We start from the raw sequence: 17,862 nt of genomic DNA, 5'->3' as shown, positions 1-17,862 counted from the left end.
TGACATTCCCCTTCTCCAAACGGTCTTATTTGCTTAAAGTCCTTTCCTTCCCGCGACTCAATTGCCTCCCTTCTCTCCACTACTCCATGCTTCCTAGATCACTCTTCCCTTAATACTCCCTCTTGCTCTTGCTCTTGCCCTAGCTCAAGCTCTAGTTCAGTTCTTTGCTCCACTATCCCTTCTGCTCAGGTTGGGTCCGTAGTTACTTACATTTATTGTAAATCAATACTTCCCATATAGTCTGTTTGCAAGCTTATTCTCAACTCACCGCTCAGGAATAAGTCGTAATACCCCGTTCCTGAATCATTGAACTAATCAATAATGTCATCGCAAAAGGGTATGAAAGATTATTCATTTATTTTTCGAAAAAACATTGAAAACAGAACATATGTTCGATATAATAAAATAAGAATATTTGTTCCTGTTTATTGAGACATTTTAAGGAGAGTGCGATATGTCATTTGCTTCTCTTGATGAATTCGAAGCTTATTTTCATAGTGAAGATATTTGTTCGAATTATTTGTATCAACTGAAATGGCCGCACGGCTTTCGCTGTTCCTGCTGCGGGAATACGAAAGCTTATTCCATCATGACTCGCAGACTGCCTCTGTATGAATGCTCCCGCTGCAAGCATCACCACTCCTTGACGACGGGCACTGTAATGGAAAAGAGCAGAACGACTCTGCGCCGCTGGTTTGCTGCAATCTATTTGTTGTCCCGCTCTGGAAGCAGCATCAACGCATACAGCTTGAGTCAGCTCATTCAAGTAACCTATAAGACTGCATGGCTTATGCTGCATAAGCTTCGCGATGCACTCGACCAACCGGATCATCATACACTTCTGGATGGAGTCGTTCGCGTCCAAGGCGGCGCTTATGGCAATCCTTTTAATCCTTATACAGAGAAAGACGCTCGCAGGCATCCGCTTCTAGCCGCCGGTTCCTTAGTGGACTTCAACAACGTAACTGAACTGCGGCTTACCATTATGGACACAGAGCATATTAATCACAATGGCCATATTCGACAGACGGGTGAGCAACTGTTCATAGCTCGCAATGTCTCTCCCAATGCGGCGAACGTCCAATCTGTCCGATATAGGCTGCATATGTCCCGTTGTCGTCCATTAGTTCGCTGTATTGCGGAGTTTAACAACTGGGCAAGCTCCTCTTTCCATGGCCTCGGACGCAAATATTTGCAAGCCTACGCCAACGAATTCAGCTTCCGGTATAACATGCAACAGCATCCCCATATGGGGCTGGCCCGTTTGTTCCATTTATGCACTCATGTCAAAACAACGGTTACCTCCCGTTCCTTACTCGCTAAGTATCAACTACCCCGAGCAAGCTAACCCATCATGAAGCTGATACCGCATGTCTCCTTAATTCTCCATATGTAGGGCTTTGTGTTTAGAGGAGACGTTGATGAAGTTAAATGATACTTTCACCGTTGTGAGCACCGTTCTCATTTCTTTTTTGGTTTTCTATTTCGCTGCTCTTTGCTTATTTTCCCGTTAATTTGGCAATGCTTTCTCATTTCTTTTATTACTTCAAGCAGCGTTTCATTATGGAATAGGTTTGTGACTCCCATTTTCTTTCGCATTTACACTCTATCAGTTTCCATAGCCTCAAAGTCGTTTTCCTGTTCTTACGCAATGAAATCTACGTACTTATTCACTCTCCAAATTCCTGGTGACGTCCACGTGTTTATTCATTCTCCATATCCCTGGTAATGCCCACATACTTTTCTTTCTCCGAATTCCTGGTGACGTCCACGTGCTTATTCATTCTTCGCATTCTAGGTGCCTGCCGACTACGTGTTATTCGTTCTCCGCTTACTTTCACTCTCACCCTTCGTGATTTCCACGTGCTTATTCATTCTCCGTATCTCCAGTTATATCCAACCGCCATTCATTCTTCACATTCCTGAGTAGTCGGGATAGTAAAGCAAAGAAGCAAACAAAAGAAGTAATCAAAAGAATGTGATACCAACCGACCGCGCCATAGAGCTAGTTCCTAAAAAAATAAAGCCGCCCCATCTTACTCGATGGGACGGCGGCGCCAGTCAGGTCAATCTCTATTGAACGACTGCGTTCTTGATTTGTTGTTGTGCGGTTGCAGCTGAATTTCTGCGCTGCTTGCGCGATTTGCGGAAGAAGAACAGTTCGTAGACACACGGTACTACGATCAGCGTCAACAGCGTTGCAGCAGTCAAACCGCCGATTACGACGATGGCAAGGCTTTGCGAGACGATGCTTCCGCTTTCGTGTGAACCGAACAGCAGAGGCAGCATCGCGGAAACGGTAGCGATGGCCGTCATGATGATCGGACGCATACGAGTCGTCGCCGCTTCGATCAAAGCTTCCCGGATGCTCATCGTTTTCTCGTTCTGTTTCACGCGGTCGATAAGGACGATTGCGTTCGTGACGACTATACCTATGAGCATTAGAGCACCGAAGATTGCCGTAATGTCAGGCGTTACGTTTGCCACGAGCAGACCGATGACTGCACCGATCGATGCGAGCGGCAAGGAGAACAAGATAGCAAGCGGTGCACGCAGCGTCTTGAACGTCAGTACCATGATGAGATACACGATGCCGATTGCGATCAGAGCCGTCATACCCATGTCTGCGAAATCACCCGATTGATCGACGGATGCACCGCCTACAATCACCTTAACATCGTCAGGCAGTGTAAGTGCATCTGCCTTTTTCTTAATTTCGCTGCCGACGACGGACAGTTTAGCTGGGTCAGCTTGAGCCGTTACACGTACATAAGGTTTGCCGTCTTTATGATAATACAAGCTTGGTTCTTCCGTCTTCACAAGCTTAGCAATGCTCGTAATTGCAGTTGGGCCATTATCGGTCGCTACCGTCAGTCCGTTCAGGCTTTGCTCCGAGTCCGCCTTAATGGTCGGCTGCAACGTAACCGTCGATTCATGTCCGTCAAGCAAAATCGTGCCAATCGGCATTGGATTCAGCAAGCCTTGCAATTGCTGAGCGACATCCGATCCGCGTGCTTTAAGCGGGTCCACCTCGAACGTATAAACCGGTTTTTTCTGTTCCTGATTGCTCGATACTTTCGTAATACCGTCTACTGATTTGATTTGATCCATCAATTGGGTAGCCGCTGTTTCGAGCTTCGCTGGATCTTCACCTACGACGTCGACGAATACGCTCGAACCGCTGCTGCCGCCCATCATGCTGAATGTTTCAGCTTGAACGTCCCCGCCTTCAAGATTCGCTTTCTGAGCTTTCGCTTCGTCCATCAATTTTTCGGCGTCTTCGCCTTTTTTAACTTTCAACATATAAGTGACGAGTGTCGGAGAAGAAACATTGCCGTATTGAGCGTTATCGGCACTATTGCCGTATTGCATATACACCCATTCAACCGACTGATGATCCGTCAAATACTTTTCGAGCTTCTCGCCGTTCGCGAGCACCTTCTCCACCGTCGTATCGCTTGGATATTCAAGTGTCACGTTGAGTTGCTCGGCGTTCGAAGAATCGATCGCGCCTTTCGGAATACCGATATAAGTCGCGATAGAACCTGCACAGAGCACGATTGCGATAAGAATAGTCGCCCATTTGTGTTTCAAGTTCCATTCCAGGAATTTAGCAAAACGTTTCGAGCCTTCATGTTCCTTCTGTTTCGTATTCCGCAGCAGCACGGCGCTGAGAATCGGTACCACCGTCAGCGCTACAAGCAGAGATGCCAAGAGCGAGTAACCGACCGTCAATGCGAATGGCAGAAGGAGCGCCTGCAGCGATCCGCGAAGCAGTGCCATCGGAAGGAATACCGCGACGGTAACGAGTGTAGAGGAAGTGATTGCCGTCGATACTTCTTTCGTCGCATCGGTAACCAGCTTGAACGAGAATGCTTCCTTCTGTGCTCTTCGATAGATGTTCTCGATTACGACGATACTGTCGTCTACCAATCGACCTACTGCAACGGCAACGCCGCCAAGCGTAATAATATTTAGCGAGATACCGCTAATCTGCAACAAGTAAAGCGTGATGCCGAGGGAAAGCGGAATCGATACGATCGTAATAAGTGTTGCTCTAAAATTACGCATAAAGACAAGGATAACGATTGTTGCAAACAAAGCGCCCAACAATACTTCCTGCAGCATGCTGTCAACCGAATTGACAACTTGGTCGGAAGTGCTGATCATTACCGAAGCTTCTACGCCTTTATTCTCAGCGTTGATGCTGTCCACTGCCTTATTAACCTCTTTGCCCACGGACACGGCATTGGCTGTCGCCGACTTCGCTACCGTAATCATGAGTGTATCTTTGCCGTCAACGCGGCCAACGCTTTCTTGCTTCTTCGACAACTCTACCGTCGCTACATCACCTAAAGCTACACCAGGTGCAACAGGCAACTTGCGAAGCGTCTCAAGATCTTGGATTGCGCCGCTTACTTTGATATTGCCAGCTGCGCCATCGATATTTTGCTCCCCGATCGAAGCCGTTTCCCCTCTGCCTTGAAGGACGCCCATAATGGCTTGGAACGGAACGCCTTTGCTTGCCAGCTTAGCTGTGTCCGGCGTAATACTCACTGCTGGGGCAACACGTCCGTCAATCGTAACTTGGCCCGCGCCTTTGATTTGTTTGATTTGCTTCTCGATATCATTGATTTTCGCTTCTTTGTCTGCATCACTGATACTCTCGTCAAATGTTACAGCAAGCCAAGCAATTGGAATCATGGATGTATCGTATTGAACGACGAACGGTTTCATCACGCGCTCAGGGAGCTGAACAGCGCTGACGCTCCGTTCGATCTCCGCTTTCGCTTCTTTCATATTCGTTTTGGAATCGAACGAAACTTGAATGTTGCCGTACCCATTGCCTGTTGTTGAAAACATATCGGTCTTGCCCTTCGAGAACTGAACCGCTTGCTCAAGCGGATCGGTAACCATTTTCTCAACCGATTTCGCATCATAGCCTGGTGCGATAACCGTTACCGCTACACTCGGCTGATCCATCTTCGGCAAGAACTCCATCGGCAATCTGGCATAACTGATCGCGCCAATCCCCAGTGCCATTATGATCAGCAGCGCAACTGCCGATCGATTACGAAATGCCCATTCCGTTAATTTACTCATTGTCCTATCCTACTCCTTTATATTCCATCTCTTTATATCCACAAGTAATGATACAGGAGCAAACAATAGACGAGAAACGTCCAAGGTCGGTATTTCCGACTCGCCTGGAGTTGGAAATCCGTCTCAGCCTTGAGACGTAGATAAAAGTGAGTGATTACTCACTTCACATGCCGAGTTAAATCGCTTATACTCGATGTGAGTCACCACTCATTTCTTATAGATCGGAGTGAAACATATGAGTGTCCTGCAAAGTGAAACCGTGAGTGCCGAACCAGCTGTGGTAATATCGGGTGTCACTCGCTCATTCGGTCAACAACGTATTATCGATGACGTATCATTAACCATTCCACGCGGTGAACTTTTCGGGCTGCTTGGCCCTTCAGGTTCAGGCAAAACGACGCTCGTCAAACTGATGACAGGTATCGATAAGGCAGACAAAGGATCTGTCAGTATGCTTGGCGTACCCCTGCCTAAACTCGAAATGCTGCATCGCTTCGGCTACATGGCGCAATCCGATGCTCTGTATATGGAATTGTCCGGCAGACAGAACATGATGTTTTTCGGCAAGCTGTATGGATTGAATCGGCAATCATTAAGACAACGTATCGATGAAACGGCTGCTTTAGTTGATTTATCCGAACATCTTCATAAGCCGGTGACCGCCTTCTCTGGCGGAATGAAACGCAGGCTGTCGCTTGCTATTGCCCTTCTTCACCAGCCGGAAGTGCTCGTGCTGGACGAACCGACGGTTGGCATCGATCCTGTCCTTCGGAAGTCGGTATGGAAAGAACTTAAGATACTTGCCAAAAACGGCACCACTGTCATCGTCACGACTCACGTCATGGATGAAGCAGAAAAGTGCGATCGGCTTGGCCTAATCCGTGACGGTCATTTGATCGCGGTCGACAGTCCTGCCAGCATTATAGCTTCTACTGGATGCGGCAGCATCGAAGAAGCTTTCATTGCACTCAGTCAGCAGCAACGGTTTGGGGGCCAACATGATGAGAGTTAACGCACTGGCGCTAAGAATCATTCAGCAGTTTCTGCGGGACCGGCGAACGCTGGCGCTGTTGCTGCTCGCTCCTCTGCTCATACTGACTCTGATGAAGCTCGTCTTTGACGGGCAAGCGGTAACCATTACAATGGGAACTGCTCAACTCCCCAGCGAACTTAGCGCCAGATTGGATGACGCAGGCGCAGACGTACGAGCTTATGACGATCTGGAGTCTGCACTTGAAGATTTAAGGAAGGGTAAACTAGAGGCTGTAATTACACGACAAGAAAACAATCAGCCAGCTCTTACGCTGGAAGGCAGTGACCCTTCCAAGAGCAAAGCGGTACTTCTGCTCATCCAAAATGCGCTGCGCGGAAACGTCAGCACCGAGGCACTGCCAGCTGTCACTTATTTGCACGGCAGCTCCGATATGGCTTCGTTCGATTCATTCGGCCCAGTGCTGATCGGATTCTTCTCCTTCTTCTTCGTTTTCTTGCTTGCAGGTGTGTCGTTCCTTCGCGAGCGAACGAGCGGAACGCTGGAGAGACTACTTGCGACGCCCATTCGAAGGCAAGAGATCGTAACCGGTTATTTGGTCGGATTCGGACTGTTCGCTCTGCTGCAAGCTACTCTAATCGCCTGGTTTTCTGTCAAAGTGCTCGGTTTATATATGACTGGCTCGATCGGCTATATGCTGTTAATCAATTTGCTGCTCTCCCTTACGGCGCTCACGCTGGGAACACTTCTCTCTTCGTTTGCAAGCTCGGAGTTTCAAATCATTCAGTTTATTCCGATCGTCATTGTGCCGCAGGCATTCTTCTCCGGGCTATTCAATCTGGACGCTATGAATCCTTGGCTGCAAAAGCTAAGTATCGTCATGCCTCTTTACTACGGAGCCGATGCAATGCGCGGTATCATGATTCGCGCTGAAGGCTGGGCCGATATCCAACAGGATGCCTATGTATTGCTCGGCTTCTCCGCTGTATTCGCGCTGCTGAACGTACTGGCGCTGCGTAAGCACCGTAAGCTATAAATTAAAGGAGCTATACTGTAATGGAAGAACCCATCGAAGAGTGGCTGAAGGAAGTGCTCATGCTGGATCATGCCGAATCCAAAATGACGGTCAAACAGATGAAGATTGTGCAGGCTGCAGCTGAAATTTTCGCCCGCAAAGGATTTGCCGCCGCTTCCACCAGCGAAATCGCACAGCAAGCAGGCGTTGCGGAAGGAACAATCTTCCGCCACTATAAGACGAAGAAAGATTTGCTTCTTTCGATCGTTGCGCCGGTGATGAGCCGGCTTGTTGCCCCGTTCGTTATTCGCGATTTTGGAAAGGTACTGGAGAACCAATACGAAAGTTTTGACCAGTTTCTGCGTGCGGTCATCGAGAACCGAATCGAATTTTTACAACGCCACATGTCCATTATCAAAATCATGATTCAAGAAGTACCGTTCCATCCCGATCTGCAGGAACAATTTCAGAAAATCGTTCTTGCCCAAGTGCTCTCGAAAATGAAAGTCGTTGTGGACCGGTTCCGTGCCGAGGGAAAACTGCTCGATCTTCCGTCTGCTACGATCATCCGTCTAACGGTTTCATCCATCCTCGGCTATGTCGCTGTTCGCTCGCTATATGGCCATCAAGAAGATGCTAACTGGGACGACGAGGCAGAACGCCAGGCAACGATCGATTTTATTATGCGTGGCTTAGCGGTCCCCTCACCGAAGTAAACAAAAAGAGTCTTCCAGCAGTGCAGCACTGCTGGAAGACTCTTTCTTAATTTAATCGGCCGTCCGCAATACTTCTGCTGGCGCAAGCTTCAATGCCCCGCGTGCCGGACCCAAGTTGACGGCGACAGCCGCTGAGAGCAGCACCAGCAATAACGAACCAATAAGCATAAAAGGATACTCGAATGTTAAAGGATTTTCGCCTGGCAATACATCCTGTGATAACGTACGGATAAATACCGTCGCCCCCGTACTGCCGATTAGACAACCGACGAGCAGACCCGCGATGCCAATAATGCTTCCCTCTAGTATAAACATACCGCTAATGTGCCGTCCGGATAATCCGACGCAGCGCATCATTGCGATCGTGCTCGCCCGCTCTCCGACTGCTCGGAACTGAATGATAGCCAAGCCGAAAAGCCCGATCAATGCCGATAAAGCCGTGAATCCGATAAAGCCCCTCGACATTTGCAAATTAACAAGCTGGATAGCCCGATTGTCTTCGTACGGCGATTGGAAGGTTGTCACACCGCTAAGCAGCAGTTGCTCTTCGATACGCTGGGTCTGCTTAATATCGGCGTAATCATATTGCAACAGCACATACCCAAGTTCCTCGTGGTCCGACCACTTGCTGCCATGCGGACGCGACCGTTCATGCACAGCCGGATTCACATATAGTGGCCGAAAAATTGCTGTGTTTAGCTGTGTGTCGCTGTTATTCTCTGCGAATCCCGCAACGATGAAAGACTTCGTCTCAACCGGTTGCCATTCATCGCTTGCAGCGCGATGCTTACTCTCATAGATCGGAAGCTCGAGCGTCTCACCAGCCTTTATAAGCACTTGCGGGTCAAAGCTGGCCCGGTCCTGCCGAGTGTCCGCATATAAATAATCAAGCGGCAGTACGATATAGCGCTCATCGTTTCGAACCGCCTCCCAAGCTTCTTGCTCAGATTTAAACTGGGATGACCATTGGTGCATATGCAGCCCGCCGCCAGCAAGCAATTCATCTGTTACCGGTACGATTGAATTAGCAATTCCATTATTTTTAGTGAGCAGCATGTAGGGCTCTACATAGGTTGTCTGCGACACGAGCTCACGGATCGTTTCATTACTCTTCACGACCTGCATAATTTGATCCTTCTGCTGGACCGTATCATATGCGGCATAGCCGCCGAAGCCGAGCATCGTCTGGTTCGTCCGGTCTACGTCATCCTTTGTCTGAAACATGGATGACAGACTAGCGGTAAACGTTAGCGTCATCATTAGCAGCGCGAACAGCAGCATGATCGTAACGGTTCGGGAAGGATGCTGTCTCGAAAATTTCCCAGCTAATAAAATAGATACGTTCGAGAACCGAAACGTACGTGCAATGGCTGCGATGGGTCCAATTGCACTTGCAGCCAATCTCGAGATGATAAGAACGGAACCGATGCATGCAGCAAGCCAGAGCAGCAAAATAACAAGCAGCGAGCTTCCTGTTGCTTCAGCCGGCTTGCCTATTAACTGCGACAAATGTACAACAACAGCCGCGGCAGACAGGGTAAGCACCGCCATTGTGAGCAGCCGCTTCTTCTTGCCTTCTGGCCGGTTCGTGCTGACTGCCCGGCGCAGCGCGTCTAATATACGTGTGCGGCCCGCAGCTCGTGCAACAAACACAGCAATTAACGATAGGAACATGCCCATCATAGCCCATAGCACCACTAATGAAGGGATCGAGACATGTGGCACGACCGGAATATTTGCACCCGTCATTCGGCCAAGCTCTTGCGTATAGGCACCGTAGAACAGTTTAACCAGAAGAATGCCGGCACCTGCTCCTGCTATAGTGCCAACTAACGAACTGATGCCAGCCAGCAACAGCGCTTCCGCTCCGAACAAGCCGCGAATCTGCCGCTTTGAGAATCCGATCGCACGCAGGACGCCAAACAGCTCACGCCGCGAATCCGCAATCATGATGAGTACCTGCCGCATAAGAAGTGCACTCGAGACAACGGCAACGGCACTAATCATCGATACAATGAATAGCTGTTTGCTCATTTGATCCGCTCTCGACTCTGCTTGCCACTTGACCATACGTACCTTAAACAGATCATGCAGTTCATCAGGAATGGCGAAACTGAGATTAGCAGAGAATGCATTGCCTGCGAAAATCCAATCATAACCCTCCTTAAGCTGTGCGAGCTTTCTTGCCGATGCTTCCGACACAATAACCGTTGCCGCCGATTCCGCGTTTGCCCCCAGATAACCCGTCAAGCCTTCTGGCGGTACAATCTGACGAACCTGGAAGGTTAGTGCTTCTCCGGACGCCGATTCAAGTGTTATCGCTTCTCCAGCCGATAAACCAAGCAAATCAGCTGCATATGCATCGATGACCGCTGAGTCATCGTCCAGCTTCGCCGACCATAGCTCGGAATGGCGAGGATCTAGCTGTGCCGCAGCGTTGAAATCGAAACCTAACGTCAACGTTCCTGGCAATGCTTTGGACGGATGCCCTTGTCCGTCAAGAGGCAGCAGCGTCGTCTGACTATGTACGACTGGGAGCACTTTATACTCTCCTGGAAAAGTACGATATGTATTGCTGATTGCTTCTGTATCGCCGACGCTAAACAAAGCCTTACCGTCCGCCGGCGTGAGTTCCCATTTGATAGCGCCGTAATGCCGGTCTATCCATGCCTTTCCGCTGTATGTCGTCGAGGTGTAATTAACGTATGAAATAACGACGAGCATCGCGCCGATCGACCCAGCCAAAACGGTCAATAGCGTCTGCTTCCAGCTCCGGCTAATGTTCGCCAGCGCCATCTTCCATACGATGCGCCGCGCTAGCATCGTACCATTCCCCCATCGTGGACGACCCGGCCGTTGTGCAGCCGAATAATTCGGCCAGCCTGTGATGCGACACCGCTGTCATGGGTGACGGTAACGACGGTCGTCCCATCGTGCTTATTCAGCATGTCGAGCAGCCCTACGATTTGCTCCGCCGCTTCCGAGTCGAGTGCACCGGTAGGCTCGTCTGCCCACAATATATCCGGCTTGCCGACGATTGCTCTTGCAATGGCAACCCGTTGATTCTGGCCGCCGGACAGCTCTGCCGGATGACGCTTGGCATACTCCGACAATCCTACTCTTCTGAGCGACTCCATCGCCCGCTTGTTCGCTTCCGATTGACGGATGCCTCTAGCGATTAGGGGCAGCGCGACGTTGTCGAGCGCCGATAATACCGGTACCAGATGATACGACTGAAACACGAAGCCCATTCGTTCAAGCCTCAACCTGGAAACGTCTTTATCCGACATTTCGTGCAAGGCCGCCTCTCCGATCCACACTTCCCCTTCATCCATCGGCTCGATCCCAGCAAGTACGTTAAGCAGAGTCGACTTTCCGCAGCCGGATGGACCGACTATCGCAACGGACTCACCTCGGCCGATGTCCAAGCTTACTTCTTTTAATGCACGCGTCTGCGCACCGCCTTGACCAAATGATTTGGTTAAACCCTTTACTCGTATCATGGCCCGCCTCCACCTCTATGCTTGTTCGATATACGTTAAAGGTAACAGACCGATATGCAGTCATCGTGGAGCAAATATGCAGAAGTTGTGCAGATTGATAGCATTAATCATTAATCCATTATGGGCAGACTCACCTGAAAAGAAGTTCCTTCGCCCCAGCGGCTCGCGACTGTAATGGTTCCGCCATGAGCTTCTGCATATTGCTTCGCAATGGCTAATCCAAGACCGAGTCCGCGCGAATCGCCGGATGGCGAATACGATTGGCCGCGGTAAAACCGCTCGAACAGACTCGGCAGTTGCTCTTCCTCGATTCCGAACCCGTCGTCTCGAACCGTCCATTTGACGCCGGTATTGTTCAGGACAATATCGACCGTAACTTCCCGCCTGGCATGCTGAATGGCGTTCCCCGTCAAATTGACGATCAACTGTCTTATTCTAGCGGAATCGGCATAGACAGAGACGTCTTTCTCTGCCTGAAGGGAAAGAACAATTCCCCGATCGTCCGCTTCTACTTGCAGTGCTTCCGTTACCGCTTCGCTTAGCAATCGGAGCGAGAACCACCTCTTCTCCAGGGGCAGCTTGCCGGCTTCAGCCAGCGCAAGCTCCTGCAAGTCATGAACGAGCTTCGAGAGATGAAGCGTTTCGTCATGCATCGATGCGGCCTTCGCAAGCGGAAGCGGTACGCCAGCGTTCAATGAATTTTCCAATTGGGAACGCATAACGGCAAGCGGAGTACGAAGCTCATGCGCGAAGTCGGCTACCATGGATCGCCGCACCGTCTCAAGCCGGCCCGTATAGGACTCGATCTGCTGAGTGAGATGCTCAAGCTTGTAAGCAACCAGGCCTTCGCTTTGTCCTATATCATCAATGCCGCTGTCTGCTGCCGCTGCAGGTACGAGAGCAGACATACGCCAATACAGCCGCTCCGCTTGTTCTCGCACCGCGGCTTTCCGCCTCGCATGCTGCAGGTTCCATAAACCGAACCCAACCGCTCCCGCTGCTATAGCAAGCAGCCATATCCATGGCGTGAACAGCTTCTGACTTTGTACTGCCGTTTCCGTATAGCCGACTACTTCACCCTTCCATACAATCGGCATGCGCACAACAGTATCTGAAGATGCCTGACCGCCGAAACGAGCAATGGCTTGTCCATTGGTTTCCTTAATCGTGATGCTTGTAAATTCCGGTTCGGGATAATTCTCCGCCGCCGATTCCATCAGTAACGGAATTCCGTCCCAACCTTTATGAAGCTCGTAATAATTAACCGCATACAGGTTCCAGAACAGCCCGATCCGCTCATCTCGTCCTTTGGATGCATTCGATGATGCGATGAACGATCCAGCCAGCACAAGCAATGCCAATCCGAAAGCTGCCGCTCCGCCGAATACCAGCTCTAGGCGGTTCCCCGTCCTGCCGAGTTCCTCTCTCATCCTTCTGCTTCCTTCCATTCTATCTATAACACTTCGCCAAATTTGTATCCGACCCCGTATACGGTAATCACATACTGCGGCTCAGCCGGATCGTTCTCAAGCTTCCGGCGTAAATTGCGGATATGCGAATCGATCGTACGCTCGAACCCGAGATAGTCGCCGCCAAGCGCCGATTCCATCAGATGCGCCCTCGTATATACTCGACCCGGATGCTTCGCGAGCTGCCACAACAGCATAAATTCGGTCCGGGTCAGTTCGACGGCGCGGCCGTCTAACTCCACCTGATAACGTTCCGAATCAATCAAGAGAGAGCCGCGGCGAACGGCCGCTTCTGAATGATCCGATTCTGTATCGCCTAACGCATCGGCCGCCGCCACACTGCGGCCCGTTCGGCGAAGCACCGCCTTAATGCGTGCATTCAGCTCACGAAGACTGTACGGCTTCGACATATAGTCATCTGCCCCAAGCTCCAGGGCAAGCACTTTGTCGAACTCGTCGCCTTTTGCCGTCAGCATAATGACAGGCAGCCCCCATTCCCGCTCATTGCGCTTGCATAGATCGAGGCCGCTGCATCCGCCCGGCAGCATCCAGTCGACGAGCAGCAGCTGCGGCTTCACTCGTCCGATCAACTCCGCAGCCTCCTCGCAGCAGCTGGCGCCGTGTACCTGATACCCTTCCAACTGCAAAAAATGTATCCCTTCCGCAAGCAATGCCCGCTCATCTTCTACCCATACGATGGAGGTTGCCATCCCTCATCAGCTCCTCATCCTCACGCATATGTATCTTTCTGGTCTTTTCTACCAATCTATCATACACAAAAAAACCGGCCTGTCATCCACTTCATGGACGCCGGGCCGGATCGAGTTAATTACGCTAGATCATTGTGATGTCGTTGCACTTGATAAAATTCATGCATACTAGCGGCATTCCTGCCCTTGTTACGCTGTCTTCGTCTGGCTTGCTGATGCGGAATTCCGGTCGAGCCGGCCGAACTGCGCCAATAGCACAAGAGCTGCCAGCGAGAGGATGCCGCCGATCAAATAAGGCAATTGCAAGTTCAGATCGAACAAATAAGCGCCGAGCAGCGGACCGGTAATACGGCCGAGACTATCCATCGACGAGCTTAAGCCCGACGCAACGCCCTGACCAACCATCGTCTTCTGCGTAATAAGCGAGGTGACGCAAGGCCGGATGAGCGCATTACCGACGCCGAACACAGCAAGCGCCATCGTCGCCCAAGCGAGCGAATGAGCGTACAGCAGCAAGAAGAAGCCGATTGCCGAGATAATAAGGCCGATCATGATGTATTTCGGCTCTTCGCCTTTCTTGATTCGTCTGCGGACAACGCCGCCTTGAATGAGCGCCCCTACGATGCCGCAAATAAAGAACATAAAGCCGACTTGTCCCGGTGTAACGTCAAAGCGCTGAATGCCGAAAAATTGCAGAGTCGCCTCCATACCCGCAAGCGAAAACGAAACAACATACGCCAGCACGTACAAATATTTGAGCGGCCCGGTAAACGCCGTCCAGCGGGACGGCCGTTTGTCTGCTGCTTTGCGGCGACGCTCTTGCGGCAGTGACTCATTCAGCTTCGCGAGCGCAAGCAGAAAGGTAACACCTGATAAACAAGCCGCAATGTAGAATGGCATCTCGAGCGAGATGCGGCTAAGCAAACCTCCCACGCCTGGTCCGATCGTAAAGCCGAGGCCGATCGACATGCCGACGAGCCCCATTCCTTTTGTCCGCTGCTCCGGCGGCGTAATATCGGCCACATAGGCGACGATGACGGAAGTAACCGCTCCTGAGAACAGTCCCCCGAGCACACGCGAAGCGTACATGAGCGGCAGATTGCCTGCCGCAAGTCCGAACAGCAGGAAGCTGATTGCAAATCCGAGAATACCAGTCAGGATGACCGGCCGGCGGCCGATCCGGTCAGACAAACCGCCCCAGAGGGGCGATAAAATGAACGAGACCGCCGAATAAATCGCGAGCATCAAGCCGGTATGCATCTCTGCCGATCCCGAATCCGTCGCTAATATAAGCTCCGGCATAACCGGAATAATAATGCCGAAGCCGACGAATGTAATCATAAGCGTAGCCATTACAATGAATAATCGTTTGTCTTTCATCTGGACAATCCCTCCAACTGCTATCGTACCACAACTGTCTTCTTCTTGGTGATGAACAAATGAAGAACAAACAGCGTGATAAGTACGACGCCGCTCACCAGAAACGGCGAGTGCGGACCGAAGCTGTCCCACATTTTGCCCGAGAGAATCGATCCGAGCACCATGCCCGCACCTTCGATCGTTAAGAAGAAGCCCCAGACCGCGCCCCGCTCTTCCTTCGGAATCGCCTGCGCAATAAGCGCGTTCCACGCCGGAATAATACAAGCGTAACTAAGTCCGACCAATGCAACAACCGGCAGCACGAGCAGCAGGTCCCGCGTATAGCCGAGCAGCGGCAGCGTTATGGACGCCCCGAGAAATCCGGCGTGCAGAAACCAGCGCGTACCGTATTTGTCGACCGCTTTGCCTACAGGTATAAGACCGAGCACAGTTACCGCGCCCCCCGCAAGCAAATAAAGGCTGTATTGATGAGGTTTCAAATGGAGCACGGTTCGTGCATACAACGTCAAGATCGGAACGAGCAGCCCGAGCGCGAAGTTCTGCATGAACATCGCCGGATAGAGCAGCTTGCTGGCGTGCATCGAGCTGCCTACTTTGGCCAAGTACCGTCTGATTCGTTCTCCGATCGGACGATGCTCTTTCGAGTCTCCCTGCTCCGCTTGTTCCGCGAGCCCTTCTATCGCTTTCGATTTCGTCCTTCCCGGCAAGAACACGGTCACGATCGAAGCGATGATCATCATGACGATGAGCAGCTTGAACGCCGGTACATATGATTTCGCGATAAAAAAATTAATGACGATCGGTCCAATGCCGACGCCTGTCAGCCATGCCATATAGACAACGCTCATGATGGTACCGCCCGCTTCCGAGCCGGCAACGGCGGTCGCGCCGGTGATGACGCACGGCCAAAGCGGCGATGTGCCTACGCCAATCAGCACGCATGCAACCACGATCCATGGCAAAGAATCAAAGTAAGCGACGATAACGACCGCCGCGAACGTCAAGAGGACGCCAACGAGCATAACCGTCCGGTATCCAGCACGGTCTATAATCCAGCCTAGCGGGCTGCGGAATGCATTATCGCCTATGTACTGCAGCGCCAGCGCCCAACCAATCGCATAGGCAGACAGCCCAAGCACCTCGCCCATGTAAACCGGAAGAATAGACACCATCATTGCACCTTTGACGAACTCGACGAAAAACATAATAACAAGCAGTTGCAGGACAAACGGGGAGGTCAGAACTCTTCTTCCCGTAATCGTTGTACTCATCGTTGACATACCTTACCCCTTTCCATAATGCAGACCCATTTCGTCTAGCTTTGACTCCAACAAGCGGCAACGGGAGATGCGACCAAAAAAGCAGCTTGCATTCCCCCCTGTTTTTGCTATACTCAACCTTGTTTGTTTAACTTAGAAGAAGCTATAATGAAAGGCTGGGATGAAGCGATGGATCATAACGAAACTCCGCTCTTCAGCGCGCTTCGCCGCCATGCGGAGCATAATCCTTTACAATTCCACATTCCTGGACATAAGAAAGGCATGGGCAGCGACCCAGAATTCCGGGAATTTATCGGCGAGAACGCCTTATCCATCGATTTAATCAACATTGCACCGCTGGACGACCTGCATCAGCCGACGGGCGTAATCGAGCAAACACAAAAATTGGCAGCTGATGCCTTCGGTGCCGATTATACCTTTTTCTCTGTACAAGGTACAAGCACTGCCATCATTACGATGATTATGGCGGTCTGCGGACCTGGCGAGAAAATTATCGTTCCTCGCAACATACATAAGTCTGTCATGGCTGCGATCATTTTCTCGGGCGCCCGTCCAATCTTCATATCGCCTGCCCGCGACGGCAATCTGGGCATCGACCACGGCATTACGACCCGTTCGGTACGCCGTGCGCTTGACAAGCACCCTGACGCAAAAGCGGTGCTGGTCATCAACCCGACTTACTACGGCATTTGTGCCAATCTGAAAGAGATCGTCGACCTTGCGCACAGCTACGACGTGCCGGTTCTCGTCGACGAGGCGCATGGCGTACTTATCCACTTCCATGAGAAACTGCCGATGTCCGCTATGCAGGCCGGCGCTGACATGGCCGCAACAAGCATGCACAAGCTCGGCGGTTCGATGACACAAAGCTCGGTATTGAACGTCCGTGCCGGACGCGTCAATCCGACCCGTATCCAATCGATCATAAGCATGCTGACGACAACGTCGACATCGTACATTTTGCTCGCATCGCTCGATACATCCCGCCGCCATCTGGCGATCAACGGACATATGCTCGCCGAGCGGGCGATCGAGCTGGCACAGCATGCACGGGCTGAAATTAACCAAATTAAAGATTTGTACTGCTTCGGCGAGGACATCTTGGGCGGAGAAGCAACTTACGACTACGATCCGACCAAAGTCACGATTCACGTCCGCCATCTTGGCATTACCGGTTACGAAGCGGAGAACTGGCTGCGGGAACGGTATAATCTCGAAGTCGAAATGAGCGATATGTATAACATTCTGTGCCTGATTACGACTGGTGATACCCGCGATACAGTAGAACAACTGTTGACGGCACTTCGGACGATGTCCGATGAGTTCCACTCGAAGGGCGAGGTGCAGGAAATGGTGGTCAAAATTCCAGAAATCCCGCATCTGTCCTTGACGCCGCGCGATGCATTCTACGCCGAGACAGAAATCGTACCGTTCAAAGAATCGGCCGGCCGGATCATTGCCGAATTTATCTACGTTTATCCGCCGGGCATTCCGATCCTGCTTCCGGGCGAGGTCATATCGCAGCAGAATATCGACTACATCGTCGACCATGTCGAAGTCGGCCTCCCGGTCAAAGGTCCCGAGGATCGCAGCATTCAATTCGTAAAAGTAATCGTCGAGGAAGAAGCGATCTTCTAGATCAAATATTAACCGGCCTAAACACCTGCACGTTCGTGCGGGAGCTTGGGCCTTTTT

General features: G+C 51.1%; 12 protein-coding genes. 5 read left to right on the top strand and 7 right to left on the bottom strand.

Features of this window, described 5'->3' with window-relative positions; translation table 11 throughout:
• Positions 1–454: 454 nt before the first annotated feature.
• On the top strand, positions 455–1,348 hold the full coding sequence (locus PKO01S_RS11385) for a transposase (RefSeq protein WP_127531463.1): 894 nt from the start codon (positions 455–457) through the stop codon (positions 1,346–1,348).
• Between the two features lie 725 nt (positions 1,349–2,073).
• Here the strand turns inward: PKO01S_RS11385 and PKO01S_RS11380 are convergent.
• Positions 2,074–5,103, bottom strand: coding sequence for an efflux RND transporter permease subunit (locus tag PKO01S_RS11380; RefSeq protein ID WP_127531462.1), 3,030 nt, complete (start codon positions 5,101–5,103; stop codon positions 2,074–2,076).
• A gap of 235 nt (positions 5,104–5,338) precedes the next feature.
• Between PKO01S_RS11380 and PKO01S_RS11375 the strand changes: the two genes are divergently transcribed.
• Genes PKO01S_RS11375 through PKO01S_RS11365 form a run of 3 tightly spaced genes read left to right on the top strand, consistent with a single transcriptional unit; the run spans position 5,339 to position 7,825 of the window.
• Positions 5,339–6,115: an ABC transporter ATP-binding protein gene (locus tag PKO01S_RS11375; RefSeq protein WP_174818567.1), complete on the top strand. Its 777-nt coding sequence runs from the start codon at positions 5,339–5,341 to the stop codon at positions 6,113–6,115.
• Entirely contained in the window at positions 6,105–7,130 is a 1,026-nt protein-coding gene (locus tag PKO01S_RS11370; RefSeq protein WP_127531521.1) for an ABC transporter permease, read from the top strand. The genes PKO01S_RS11375 and PKO01S_RS11370 overlap by 11 nt, the downstream gene beginning before the upstream one ends.
• A 20-nt stretch (positions 7,131–7,150) precedes the next feature.
• Positions 7,151–7,825 (top strand): TetR/AcrR family transcriptional regulator, encoded by a 675-nt coding sequence (locus tag PKO01S_RS11365; protein WP_127531461.1) that lies wholly within the window; start codon positions 7,151–7,153, stop codon positions 7,823–7,825.
• A gap of 51 nt (positions 7,826–7,876) precedes the next feature.
• Here the strand turns inward: PKO01S_RS11365 and PKO01S_RS11360 are convergent, their stop codons facing one another.
• From PKO01S_RS11360 to PKO01S_RS11335, 6 genes are all read right to left on the bottom strand, one after another.
• The gene (locus PKO01S_RS11360) at positions 7,877–10,648 is read right to left on the bottom strand and encodes an ABC transporter permease (protein ID WP_127531460.1); all 2,772 of its coding nucleotides are present in this window, start codon (positions 10,646–10,648) and stop codon (positions 7,877–7,879) included.
• Entirely contained in the window at positions 10,642–11,328 is a 687-nt protein-coding gene (locus PKO01S_RS11355) for an ABC transporter ATP-binding protein (RefSeq protein ID WP_127531459.1), read from the bottom strand. Before PKO01S_RS11355 ends, PKO01S_RS11360 begins: the two co-directional genes overlap by 7 nt.
• A 110-nt stretch (positions 11,329–11,438) precedes the next feature.
• Positions 11,439–12,758: a sensor histidine kinase gene (locus PKO01S_RS11350; RefSeq protein WP_164779576.1), complete on the bottom strand. Its 1,320-nt coding sequence runs from the start codon at positions 12,756–12,758 to the stop codon at positions 11,439–11,441.
• Positions 12,759–12,781: 23 nt separating this feature from the next.
• Positions 12,782–13,507, bottom strand: coding sequence for a response regulator transcription factor (locus PKO01S_RS11345; protein WP_127531457.1), 726 nt, complete (start codon positions 13,505–13,507; stop codon positions 12,782–12,784).
• 189 nt (positions 13,508–13,696) lie between these two features.
• On the bottom strand, positions 13,697–14,887 hold the full coding sequence (locus PKO01S_RS11340; RefSeq protein ID WP_127531456.1) for an MFS transporter: 1,191 nt from the start codon (positions 14,885–14,887) through the stop codon (positions 13,697–13,699).
• A gap of 20 nt (positions 14,888–14,907) precedes the next feature.
• Positions 14,908–16,158 carry an MFS transporter gene (locus PKO01S_RS11335; RefSeq protein ID WP_246070542.1) on the bottom strand — a complete coding sequence of 417 codons (1,251 nt, stop codon included), beginning with the start codon at positions 16,156–16,158 and terminating at the stop codon, positions 14,908–14,910.
• 177 nt (positions 16,159–16,335) lie between these two features.
• On the opposite strand from PKO01S_RS11335, the gene PKO01S_RS11330 reads away from it, so the two are divergent.
• Positions 16,336–17,805 carry an aminotransferase class I/II-fold pyridoxal phosphate-dependent enzyme gene (locus PKO01S_RS11330; protein ID WP_127531520.1) on the top strand — a complete coding sequence of 490 codons (1,470 nt, stop codon included), beginning with the start codon at positions 16,336–16,338 and terminating at the stop codon, positions 17,803–17,805.
• Positions 17,806–17,862: the final 57 nt, after the last annotated feature.

Origin of the sequence: Paenibacillus kobensis NBRC 15729, from assembly GCF_004000825.1 — a bacterium.
GTDB lineage: Bacteria > Bacillota > Bacilli > Paenibacillales > Paenibacillaceae > Paenibacillus_T > Paenibacillus_T kobensis.
Note: the sequence above shows the minus strand (reverse complement) of the source record. Positions and strands in the feature narration are given on the sequence as shown.